Annotated in this window: 12 protein-coding genes; 7 read left to right on the top strand and 5 right to left on the bottom strand. The window is 37.9% G+C overall.

What is annotated here, in order from left to right; genetic code table 11:
* Positions 1-3 precede the first annotated feature (3 nt).
* Complete coding sequence (locus tag L654_RS1000000127650) at positions 4-3393, bottom strand: hypothetical protein (RefSeq protein ID WP_024608530.1); 3390 nt, start codon at positions 3391-3393, stop codon at positions 4-6.
* A gap of 136 nt (positions 3394-3529) precedes the next feature.
* Between L654_RS1000000127650 and L654_RS0116795 the strand changes: the two genes are divergently transcribed.
* The 5 genes from L654_RS0116795 to L654_RS1000000128350 all read left to right on the top strand — a co-directional run bounded on the left by L654_RS0116795 (position 3530) and on the right by L654_RS1000000128350 (position 6296).
* Positions 3530-4708 (top strand): DGQHR domain-containing protein, encoded by a 1179-nt coding sequence (locus L654_RS0116795; RefSeq protein WP_024608531.1) that lies wholly within the window; start codon positions 3530-3532, stop codon positions 4706-4708.
* Positions 4709-4781: 73 nt separating this feature from the next.
* The gene (locus L654_RS0116800; protein WP_139016111.1) at positions 4782-5039 is read left to right on the top strand and encodes a hypothetical protein; all 258 of its coding nucleotides are present in this window, start codon (positions 4782-4784) and stop codon (positions 5037-5039) included.
* Between the two features lie 126 nt (positions 5040-5165).
* On the top strand, positions 5166-5600 hold the full coding sequence (locus tag L654_RS0116805) for an antitoxin Xre/MbcA/ParS toxin-binding domain-containing protein (RefSeq protein WP_024608533.1): 435 nt from the start codon (positions 5166-5168) through the stop codon (positions 5598-5600).
* Complete coding sequence (locus tag L654_RS0116810; protein ID WP_024608534.1) at positions 5600-6073, top strand: RES family NAD+ phosphorylase; 474 nt, start codon at positions 5600-5602, stop codon at positions 6071-6073. The genes L654_RS0116805 and L654_RS0116810 overlap by 1 nt, the downstream gene beginning before the upstream one ends.
* Before the next feature lie 61 nt (positions 6074-6134).
* Positions 6135-6296, top strand: coding sequence for a hypothetical protein (locus tag L654_RS1000000128350; RefSeq protein WP_024608535.1), 162 nt, complete (start codon positions 6135-6137; stop codon positions 6294-6296).
* Positions 6297-6408: 112 nt separating this feature from the next.
* Here the strand turns inward: L654_RS1000000128350 and L654_RS1000000128355 are convergent, their stop codons facing one another.
* Positions 6409-6552 carry a hypothetical protein gene (locus tag L654_RS1000000128355; protein ID WP_225305766.1) on the bottom strand — a complete coding sequence of 48 codons (144 nt, stop codon included), beginning with the start codon at positions 6550-6552 and terminating at the stop codon, positions 6409-6411.
* A gap of 595 nt (positions 6553-7147) precedes the next feature.
* Between L654_RS1000000128355 and L654_RS0116825 the strand changes: the two genes are divergently transcribed.
* Positions 7148-8344: a HEPN domain-containing protein gene (locus L654_RS0116825; protein ID WP_024608536.1), complete on the top strand. Its 1197-nt coding sequence runs from the start codon at positions 7148-7150 to the stop codon at positions 8342-8344.
* On the top strand, positions 8341-9297 hold the full coding sequence (locus tag L654_RS0116830) for an IS1595 family transposase (protein ID WP_024608537.1): 957 nt from the start codon (positions 8341-8343) through the stop codon (positions 9295-9297). The genes L654_RS0116825 and L654_RS0116830 overlap by 4 nt, the downstream gene beginning before the upstream one ends.
* 357 nt (positions 9298-9654) lie before the next feature.
* Here the strand turns inward: L654_RS0116830 and L654_RS0116835 are convergent, their stop codons facing one another.
* The 3 genes from L654_RS0116835 to L654_RS0116845 are packed head-to-tail and all read right to left on the bottom strand — an operon-like array spanning position 9655 to position 11983.
* Positions 9655-9927 (bottom strand): hypothetical protein, encoded by a 273-nt coding sequence (locus L654_RS0116835; protein WP_024608538.1) that lies wholly within the window; start codon positions 9925-9927, stop codon positions 9655-9657.
* Complete coding sequence (locus tag L654_RS0116840) at positions 9927-10466, bottom strand: DUF1566 domain-containing protein (protein WP_024608539.1); 540 nt, start codon at positions 10464-10466, stop codon at positions 9927-9929. Before L654_RS0116840 ends, L654_RS0116835 begins: the two co-directional genes overlap by 1 nt.
* On the bottom strand, positions 10463-11983 hold the full coding sequence (locus L654_RS0116845; protein ID WP_024608540.1) for a DUF1566 domain-containing protein: 1521 nt from the start codon (positions 11981-11983) through the stop codon (positions 10463-10465). The genes L654_RS0116840 and L654_RS0116845 overlap by 4 nt, the downstream gene beginning before the upstream one ends.
* Between the last annotated feature and the right edge of the window lie 51 nt (positions 11984-12034).

Here is a 12034-nt window from a genome sequence, read left to right on the forward strand (position 1 = left end):
TGATCATGAATTGCCTGACGTTAAAAAAGCAAGTTTGTCACTTAGAGACATATTACCAATAGTACTGCTCATAGCCGAGGCATTTAGCTCCATTAAACTTACTTGTAGATCATAAACATAAGAACTTATTGCATTATATTTATTGATTGCCTTGTTTAACTGGTCTACTAGGTGAGTTTCCCCCGGATTCCAGTATCTCAATACATCGTCACTTTCGTACATTTTTAGGCGTTCTTTAGTGAGTCGTTTGAAATTATTTAATTGGTCATTATCATTAGAGAGAATGGCTTTAACTTCTTCAACATAATCACACCAAAAAGACTGGGTGCTTTTTGCGGTGTTAGCTATGTCGCTCAAAAACTCTGAAATTAACTGCGCGGCTTTAATCTTAGCTTTAGGGTTATTTCTTACCAACCGAGCTTGTTTTGTAGGTAAGCATGTTTCCATAATACTATCCACAGTCATGTTTTTACCATATGTAAGCTTAAGCCATAGTTTGCAAGTATCTACCTGCTCTTGATTAGATACTTCATGGCTGTGAAATCGAACCTTGAATAAATGTGAAAAGTTTTGATTTGTTATGATGTAAATTGCCCGCTTGCTTTCCTTGTAGAGCACATCTAAGTTTTGCTTTAGCAGAACCAGCAAGCTATCGCAGCACTGGCCCTGGCTTTTACTTAGAAATTTCCTCACAGACTTTCTTTGTTCGTTTCTTCTGTTTCTAACTACCATGAGTAGCTTTGCTTTATCTTTCCGGTGTTCATTCATTTTAATGAAGCGGGGATCATTCGCTAGAACGCTGTACGGGACTGACTGGAAAGAGTACAGGCCAAGACTATTAAATATTTGAGTTCGCTTTAAGATTGCGTGTAATTGCTTCCAGTATTTTTTTGCAATGGTTATAACTCCATCTGCTAACATTTGATTTGGAACTGATTCGCCACCATAATCGCGAACATCATACTTGGATAACTTAAGTAAGTGGCGTTTTTTAATTTTCCGAGCCAAATATTCATCATGGATCTTCAGTGCTTTTTCGCGACCACCAAGATCACACCACAAAATATATTTATGTGAGTCTACTTCTATGTTCTCTATATCCTCTAATGACAAGTTCAGCTCACTTGAATCCAAATGAGTTCCAACGCTAACTTCAGTATGAGTGTCGAAGTTGGGAATTAACATCAACTTTTTCTCTATGTGCGATGAGTACAATGCGCTATCAAAGTGGGGAGGGTAAAAAGCTAGTCGGGTATTTCCCTTTATAACTTTACCTCGTTTAATAGAGGTAACCCTGCGAGTAAACTGAGTTCTTGGAGTGGTTTTTCTTCTACTTTGACTAAACCCACCGAATAAAGCTTTTTCAGATAAATAATTTATACTTCTTCTGGCAGTCAATTCACCACTGAATGCCTTTTTAATATCATCCCTAAAAGCCTGGTGTTCACTTGCTGGATTTCCTAAATGCTTTTTAGTGATGTACTCTACTTTATCATCAAAAACCTGCTCAAGCTGCTCCATTACCCCGCTGTAAACTAGCGTGTCCTTAATGGTATCTTCAACTAACTTACCAGCTATTTTAATTGATTTTATTGATGGTTGTTTCGGTGCAACAGAGTAACCGCTAATAGTATAACTTTGCTCATAAGTGATGAGTATATCCGTATTATTATTAGACACTCTTGTTAGCGAGCAATTCATATCTTCTTCAAAAATATCAGCTCCATTTAGCGGGCGCTCCCAAAGTGAGAGCAAACTTGCCGGTGATTCCGCTTGTTTTACAGGATCTTCGTCTTTCAGAGTTTTTACCATTAACGCCTCTGGAAGTTTGGATATATTTTCCAGCTGAATGCCTCCATAGTTATCTATAAGCTCACTATTGAGTTTGGGGTAGGGTATGCGTCCAATGCCTCGCTTTAGATTATCCCAGATTGCAAGAGGACGGTAGGGTGCCGCACCTATTCCATCAATGGCCCAACGAAAGCTTAATAGCAAGGCATGAGCTTCACTAAATAAGTAATTTAAGTTTTTTGGATCTTGAACACCCTCCACATACATTTCTAAGAAGGCTTTCTTAGTTTTGGGAGGTAAACTGCTATCTTCCGCTATTTCACGATAGCCAGGATGATCAATAACCCGGTCTGCTTTAACCAATTCACGAAACTCATTTGATATTTTTATAGAGTCTAAAGTTAGTTGTGATGCATACCGAACAAGCTTCTCAAGATACTTTGGTTTTAAAATATTGGGTTGAAGTCCAACACGAGAATAAGCCACGCTATCTACAGAGCGAGCATGCAGAGCTCGCGCTTCATACGATTCACTTAAGCGATACATAAAATCGCGTACTCTTAATGCATTCGTCACGCCAAGAGAGTCCCACCTTTTATATTTTGATAAAGCCGTAGATGATTTATCCTTTGCAGAAATCATGGTGCAAATCGAGCATCCGTACCTCGCTTTGCCATTACAACCACTACCGCCTTTATCTCCAACAATAACACTACAAGTCTCCATTGAGCCTTGCCCATAAATTTCAATTAACAGCCCAAAATCGGGAAGAAAAGCCGGAATAACATTTTTTTGATTTTTAGGGGCTTTTGTTAGAGGTTTATCACCGGCCAATCTTAGTGCATCAAACACAGAGTCAGTAGACCAGTGGCGAATAGGTGCATACTTCAAAAATGTTGTATCTCTACTTGTTACGCTTACTTCCTCAATCTCTTTTAAAATATCGCCTATACTTTTGTGTTTTATGTTCTGTTTAGACATATTTGCACTTCTGCGACCACCTTCCCCAGAGCGGCTGCCCACACATGACAAGATAGAATAGCCCGCATAGTCTGCCATTGTTGTTGATTGCTTAAAGCTTTCGATAAGTTGCTTTACATACCTTTCCGATGGAGTAACTTTTAATATGATTGAACAATCGCCATGGCGCTTAGGGTTTACAATTAATTTATTACCACCAGCATATTTAATAAAGTATTCATCATTAAGTGGAGGGCTAACAATATCGTAATGAAGGTTTATGTTGTTTTTGGCCGCATACGCTTCGACCCTTTTTTTTGCGTAACTAACGTAAAGATTCATTGGAATACTTTCCGCCTTTGTATTCACAGTGGAAACTATAAGCGGCCTATCCCTCTCTATTTTTCCTGCTTCAATCGACTGCCTATAAGCTTCAAGCGCTATTAGCAAGGTAACAGTCGAGTCTTTTCCTTGGCTGCAAGGTAGATGAGCAATTACTTTCTTAGCTTCAATTACCAGTCTAAATTCAGCGACACCGACCTTAAATAAATCAATAACATCTTGAAGGTGCCCTGCATCAAAAGATGCAAGATTTTGTACGTCAATGATATCAAGTGGATTGATTTTGGTTACTGCGTTCATAGTTGGTGACCTGTAATAAGAAACTGAGTTGAATTTACACTCTTAGAATGTATATTGCAATTAAAATTGCAATATACATTGACTTGGTTTTAGTTATGACGCATTATTTAGCTATCAAATGAACTTGGAGCTAACAATGAACAGCCTGATATCACTTAAAAGCAATGAATTGAATATGGTGGCACCCAACAATAAAGATCTGCCTGTTGTGCTATTTAAAACGAATGAAGGCATAGAAAAGCGTGGTGTTAGAACGTATGAAGGTCTGCTGAGCTTTAGAGAGTTGGCAGAGTACTTCCAGTTAGAGCCAAATTCCGACAAATTAAATGAAGATCTTAAAGTGCAGCGTGATGTGGATAGCCCAAGAGTGAATAAACTAAAAAAATATTGGGAAAACTCAAGCGGGCCGGTCTTTCCTGGCATGACTATATTTATCAACGCCCTTGATATTATAGCTACTCATGATGTGGGCGGGCGCACTATAGCAGAATCAATTATTAAGAGTGACACCTGCAGAGTCATTGGAGATGGTCAGGGCCGTACAGCGCTAATAAAATGGCTTCAAGAGTCGGGAAAAAATGATACAGATTTAGACTATACAATTTCAGTAAAATTTATTGTTACAGATACTTCAGCATTAACGTGTGATAAGGCTAAGAAAATAATACGCCAGGTATTTGCTGATTATCACGTTGAGTTAAAAAAGCCTACAAAATCAATAAGTAAGCACTTTAATACTGATTCGTATTTTACTGTGTTTATAAATGAATTGTTAAAGTTAGATTTTGGGTTTGGGGAAATAAAATCCTGTATTGCATTACATGGAGTTCTCAGGCGTGGGAATGTTTGGACTTACGATCAATTCACCGGAATGATTTTAAAGCTACTAAATACTTCAACTGGAAATATTCAAAAAGAGCTTGCAGATGATGGTAAGCGGGCGCAATTATTTGAACTATGTAAACAGTTTTTAAATGCTGTTTTTACAACTCTACCAATAAATATTTTAGATACAGATAATTACAAAGAATGTCACGATAACACAATGTTCACTAAAGCTATCTTTGCAAATGCGCTGGGCTATGTTGGGCAGTCTATTTTTGATGAGCTTATTGCCGGTACTAAAAATGATTTCAGTGATTTAACTAGGATTAAAATGCCAATAACTAGCAAACAAGATAAATACTGGCAAAAGTCTAAAGTAACAATGAATGATGAGGGGGTTATTAAAATAATTAGAGGTACAGATAAGCGTATTGCCAGCTTAATTTGCCATGATTTGCGCATATTCCCATGCAAATCGTTAACAGCTTAGGTTCAAAAAGAATAGGAGAGTTGAAGTGAATGTTGATCTTAAAGCCCATCGATGCCCCGATGCAACGATACTAATGAAGCGAATCATAACTGGTATTTCATCAGGTGAGTACCTCTATGACAAAGTTACAATATCGTCAATCGAACCTTCCTTAGCGAGAAATACAAAGGAAGCCATAGTATTACTTGAGTTGCCTCTATCTATTGTTAGCGTTGAGTGTGTCGATATAACAGACCAGCACCGGTCAAGTTGGCAAGATGATTTTGATGAAGAAGATTACGGTGACGTATCAATGATCAGCAATATAACTATCCAAAGAAATAAAGGTTAATAGCTATAAAGCGTTTAAATTAAACTTTGCCTGAGCAATACATAGTTGGAATGTAGCCTAAATTGCAAGTTACAGCATTTGACGCTATATTATACGACAATTGTCATATTTTGTTGGGTGTGCGTTATGAACGTAGTTGAAAATGATTATGTAAGCGTAGTTAGCGGTGGGAAAGTAACTAGTAGATCTACCGCTATTGATGAAATTAGTATAGCTACCAAGGGTCTAAAAGCTACCAGAATTAATATTCTTGGTAAAAAATTAGAATGGGAATCTGGAATGATAGCGAGAGCAATTGGCACCACAACTAGAACGCTAGAGCGCCATGTAGAATCTAAAAAACCATTGAACATTAAAATCAGTGAAAATGCGCTTGAGTTGGCTAGATTATCTACTATTGGCACGGATTACTTCGGTAGCGTAAAAAGATGGAATGAATGGTTAAACACTCCTCACTCTCAATTTGAAAACAAGGAACCTAGAGAGGTGATGCATACAATTCGTGGGCGTGAGCTGATAAAGCGAATTATCCTAGGTTTAGAGCATGGATTTAATGCGTAATGAACGGTTATAGAATAGCTCCAAAGAAACACAATAACATTCAAAACGCTTTATCTGGTATAGGTGGGCTTCATTCGGGAGGGCGGTGGCATTTTATAGGTGTCCCAATTGTGTACTTGGCTAGCTCAAGATCGCTTGCGATGCTTGAAAGGCTTGTAAATGACTCTACTGATATTTTAAGTAAGCAATTATCTGTCACAACAATACATATAAGCGATGAGATTAAAATAAAGCGGCTGGTGGCTAGTGAGCTACCTATTGGATGGGATGAACATCCTTACATCTCCCACACGCAGAAGTTTGGTACTGAATGGCTTTCAAGTATGGACGCTGCTGTACTACAAGTTCCTTCTAGCCTTTGCCAAGAAGAATACAACTATATTATCAATCCAATGCATGAAGATGCATCAAAAATTAAATGCATAGATTGTAAAGATTTTTTCTATGCTAAGCGGCTTTCCAGCAAGCTTTAAGCCATGGAAGGGCTAATTTTTTTAAGTTAAATTTTCAATTACTAGATAGGAGTAAACAAAATTGAATGAGCCACCTTTTGTACTAGTAAAAACATGGTATGAAATGCTAGTAAACTCAAGTGATAAACAGCTAACCTCTCACGCAGAAAAGATGCTAATCGGTGCTTTCGGTACACAAGAAGCGGTAGCAAGCTATTTAAAAAAGCATAAGCTTATAAATTAACTCATTTCCCTAAACTATTCCCACTTTCCCACTTTTCCCAGTCTCATTCGGAGGAGGAGAACATAAAACCCTAATCAAATACATAAATTAGGGTTTTTAATGTCCTGCTTCACTAAATGCTTCGTAATAACATATCCGTTATAAATTGAGAGCTATTCGGCATTTCTTTTGCAATGAATTGCTGGCGCTTTTCTATCGGCCAGTTCATAAACTCAATAAGTAGAACTTTTTTTCTGGTAAACTGCTTAGCGCGCATACCATCCTCCTCGTTTGTTTTGGTATGTGTTTAGGGCTGCAACGTTCTTCTACCTTCGTGCAGCCCTTCTTTATATATTACAGTATCATTTTATAATATCAAGGCATCATATAAAGGGGCTGTAAAAGTATTTAAAAATTTCACATGTGAAAGTTATTTGATTCTTAGCAAAGTAAGTGGCTTAGACGATTTATAAAATAGGGAAAAGCGGGAACGTGGGAAAAGAAACCTAAGTATATAAAGGCTTGTTAGGATATAGATAAACTTGGTAATGGATCGGTTTTATACTAACTCAAATACATAATATAATTTTTATGGAATCACACGCGCTTAAGGGAGTAAGTACCATTGAATGAGCTGCCTAATGAGCCACCTTTTGTACTAGTAAACTCAAGTGACAAACAGCTATCCTATCTCGCAGAAAAGATGCTAATCGGTGCTTTCGGTACACAGCAAAAGTAGCTAATTATTTAAAAAAGCATAAGATAATAAAGTAAGCGGTGTTTTTACTTTTGGTAAATAAGTGATCGATTCCGCTTGTGCAGCATAGTAGGGTTTGGGATAGTTGTAAAAATCGTACTTTGCTGGAATTAGAATGGAAGCTTCTCATAAGGAATTAATAAAGCTCATCGATGCGTGCCGTTTTGATGAAAAGTTTAAATCTCTGGCAAGTCCAATGTTTTCGTGGCGGGATTGGGCTGTAAAAGCAGGTTTGTCAGAACAGACCATTAAATTGATGGATACTCTACAAGAGTATTATTCTGAAGTGCTTGAAAAACTATGGGGTTCACCTAATCGTGGTAAATCAGTATCGGCTTTCGACCTCGCAAAGTGGTTGTGTAGCAAGGCACATGACGTTGGAGCACAGAAATCCCTTCAATTATTCTTGGATTTTATAGATAAGCCCACAGTCCCCTTATACGTTATATCGCTAGTAGAGGGTGTGATACCTGATGAAACCTATTATTTTGATAAGAACACGTACTTATGTAAACTTAAAGGGCTACCTGAAGGTGTACGTGAAAGGATGATTTCCTGCTGGGACAACCAATGGATGGATTTTCATGGTATGGAACCAGCTTACATTGTAACGAAAGTTGAGTGTAATGTTCTTGATTTAAGTTGTTACAAAGAGGCTGACAGTAGTGATGAAAATCAACTTTTTGATATAAGTCAGAGTCATTTCTTAACATCTTATTTCTTATCACTTTTTACAAAAAAATATGCAGCTTGCATAATAAAAGAGTGGTGTTGGTTTGAAGGCACGACTCCCTGCTCTGGTTTTATTGATGGTACTGAAACTTCATTTCTTCAGGTTGCAAGACCATTTTCCTCGGAAACGCTCCATTTGACTGATAAGTATTGTTTGCAGAGTGTGTTTATGAAATTTAAGGGCTTATCAAAAGATTCTCAGGACTCAATACACCTTGCACTAAAACGCAAAACGTCGGCTATGAATACTAATGATACTGTAGATGCTGCGATAGATTTAGGCATGTGTGCAGAGTCTATCTTGACTAAAAGTAAAAGCTCTGAGCAACTTTCTCTTCAAGTGAGGCTTCTAGGTGCAAGATTATCCTCTGGTATTTATGAAGAAAGAGTATCGAATTATAACTACCTCAAAGTATTTTATCAGATTCGTTCTGAAGCAGTTCACAATGCGAAAGTTAAAGACAGTTACAGGGTAAGGGACGTTGGTGGAACAGAGGCAAAGCTAATTCTAAGGCGCAGTTCCCTTAAAGTGTTGCTACACTGTAATTACACACAGTATTTATGGTGGCGCTATCTATGAACAACTCTAAATTTAATTCAATTATTAGCGAATTAGGTCAGTTAACAGATAAGCAATCAAGGGAATTGGAAATTGCACTTCAAGCACAAGACCCCATTGCAACGATACTTCGCCAAATTGAATCTCGACTAATTGAGCATCCTGAATGCCCACATTGTTACAGCAACACAATTAATCGCCATGGAAAAATTAATAAAACTCAACGCTATCGCTGTAAAAATTGTCTAAAAACATTCGTTGCAACAACAAAGACTCCATTAGCACGACTACGGTTGAAAGAGCGCTGGGGGGACTATTTTAATTGTATGCTGCAAGGTAAACCATTACGTGGTTCAGCCCATGAATGTGGCATAAATTTAAAGACATCATTTAGGTGGCGACACCGTTTTTTAACGTTACCTTCTCAGCAAAAAGCCGCAAAATTAGAAGGAATTATAGAAGCGGATGAAACTTTTTTTGCTTACTCTGAAAAAGGAAGCCGAGAGTTAAAACGCCCACCAAAAAAACGCGGGGATAAAGCAGGCAAGCGAGGGCGTTCAAGTGAGGATTGGGTTCCAGTAGTGACATTAAGGGATCGGGGAAAACAGACTTATGAAGCAGTAATGCCTCATGTTACAGCAAAAAAATTGAGTGAAGAATTAAAGGGAAAACTAGAAAAAGACAGTGTACTTTGTACTGATGGGTTCAAAGTTTACATTAAATTCAGTAAAGACAATGAGTTAACTCATAAGCGACTTAACATTTCACATGGAGTTAGGGTGATAGAGAAGGTATTTCATATTCAAAATGTTAATGCGTACCACAGTAGGCTAAAAATGTGGATGCAGCGATTTCATGGGGTTGCCACGAAATACTTAGAAAATTACCTAGGCTGGTTTAGATTTATGGACGATCCAAAAAACTGTAATACAATCAGCTTATTTAAAGCCCAGCAACAGTTAAATGGAACATAGCCAATTCTAAATAAGACTTCACAGATACTCTCAAGCTGTATTTTAGGGATTATTGACCTCGGGGGTATAAGTGATTTAGATAAAGAACTGGTTCTTCTTAGGTGATTTTAAGAACCATTGAGCTCTAAGGCTCGGAAAGTTTCACATGTGAACATATCAGTATATTGTTTGTAGATAAGAATATAAAAGTAAAACTAACAGTAAATTTAACTTGGTATAATCGTGATCTAAAATGAGCGGTCAAAGTATATCAATAATTTATTTAATGAAAGGGTATTAATAAAAGTATTATTTCTTAACTCTATTAGCTCTTATCACATGAGTATTACAGAGTTACCCCTGTAATACTCGATCTATTCAAGGCTTTACTACCCAAGTACGTTTATGGCTTTCACGCACAGTATTACTACAATATTGAATGTAACCTAACTCCAAAAGCTCCTCTAAAGCATCATCAATTTGCTCTTTATGTAAATTACATTCAGTACTTATTAGAACAGCATGGCGTTTACTTATCAGGCCCATTTCTGAATTACTTACAAGGGCAGCAAGAAGTTGAAGCCCATCCATTGATAACTCATCATCCACAAACAACCTTTCTGCTACTACAGTGAATTTAATCGATGGCATTAATTATTTCCTCTGACCAATCTAACGTGTCGTAAATTTGTAACTTCAGGACTTAAATCAGATCCTGTAGCAAAATTAATACTATAACCGCCATTAACCACACCTGAAGTATCCGCCCGCGAGGTTGAACTCCAGTAAGTTGCTGATGGTGTGTCGGGGAATACGCTTAAGTTTATAGATGGGCTATGACACTGCGCATCTACGAGCGAACCTAACTCTTTTATGTTGGGTAATCGCCAATCATCATAACCTGCTAATCCTCCACTGGTGTTTAAGTCTTGAATCGTTGTTAGTGAGTCAGCCCAATCTAAATTAGCGGCAACCCCAGAGCAACCGCGAGTAGAGTAGGTTTGGCCTAAGCTGCACTTCGACCATACTAAACCGGATTGAGCATCCGTTATAGTTCCATCCAAGTGATCAATATACTGCTGGCTACTTACCCGGGGGTAGATTGTGCTTTCCTTACATACTTGTGCAGCAACACCAGAGGTTAAAAGTAGCGTTGATATAGCGAATGCAGTTAAATTAATATATTTCATTTTTTATTCCTCACTGCGATAAATGATTGATACACACCTTTTTGGCAAAGCTTTACATGACCATCACCAAAATCGTAACACCACGCCGATGCTTCATTATCAGAACCAGGGGTTGCACTTAGGTAGTTAGTATTTGTTTTTAAATTAGAAAAGAAATTACTTTCTGGTACTGTTGTCACTTCAGGTTGCTCATAATTCGCAATAGACCGTAATTCACTCGCTTCTGGGGCTCGCCAATCATTAAAACCACATGCACCAACTCGGTTCATCTCTGCAATATAAGCTTGGGTGTCACAATAAAGTTTATCTTTGCGACCAGGATCTTTTGTGAATCCACAGTATCCTTTAGTTACAGTAACTGGCCGGTCTTTAAGTAGGGAATTTTGTGCCGTTCTTTGATACCCAGAGCTCCCTCCGTTATCTTTAGTGGTTGAGTTATGCCATCCATAGGTAAAATTGCCAGCACGCCAGCTATCGCCGGTTGGTATTTCCAAATCACCCTCTTCACTATTTTCTTTTTTTATTGTGAAATCTGGCTGTTTATTCTCCCAAACTAACCCCGTAACATTATCTTGGACACAGCTCCAATTTTCACTGGTAGCTGGTAGTGGGTTTCCATTGAAGTCAATTTTAGTAAAAGAAAAGCCAGCATGCCCGTGATCATTGTTACCAGCTTCATTTACATCGCGGCCATAAGAAGCATCTTGTCCCGGGTGGCTTGCTGGCTCAAATGATAAATTAGAAACAACTCCATCACTGAACTTGGTTAGTCCGGTATCATTTAGTCCAATATCACCCAAAATAACAACTGTATGAGAAGAGCCCTCGCCACTAATTAGAGCTGCATTTTCAATTTGTTCTAACGTTACGAAGATTGTTTCTCCACCCTCAGGTATTGGATCTTCGATAATAGATAGCTCAATTTCTCTAAATGTCTCTCCTGCTGAAAAATATACCTCAGTTTCATTGAGCGTATAATCATCGCCCAAAAGTGCTGTGCCAGATAATGACACCGTAGCAGTAACATCAAAGCCACTTTCAGCTGATAATGAAACCGGAACTGTAACAACCCCCACATTTTCAGTAGCTGATTGTATAACTGTATCAAAGGTTAATGTTGGAACTGAGTCATCATTAAGTATTGTTATTGTGGCTGAACTATTTTTATCGTTTATTTCTGCATTAGTGACCGAATCTAAATGAACTTTGAAATGCTCATCTGGTTCATGCTTATCATCTCCATGAATTAAAACATCAATTTGCGCACGCCGACTACCCGATGGGATGATTATTTTACCGCTCTTCGCTGAATAATCTTCACCATTAATAGCTGATATATCTTCAAAAGAATATCCAAGTTCAATATCTTCTTCTGATTTTTTAGAAAGGCTTATCGGAATTGACAGGCTTTTACTACTCCCTTTATTTCCTTCATTTATAGAAGTGTTTTCGATTGAAATTACTGCCAGTGTATCGGGTGTTGAAGTTTTTTTATCGTCTTCGCCACCGNCCGCCACAACCTGTTAAAATCATGGCTGATGCAACTGAAGATAAAGCAAATAACTTTC

Origin of the sequence: Pseudoalteromonas sp. TAB23 (genome assembly GCF_000498075.1) — a bacterium.
Lineage (GTDB): Bacteria > Pseudomonadota > Gammaproteobacteria > Enterobacterales > Alteromonadaceae > Pseudoalteromonas > Pseudoalteromonas arctica.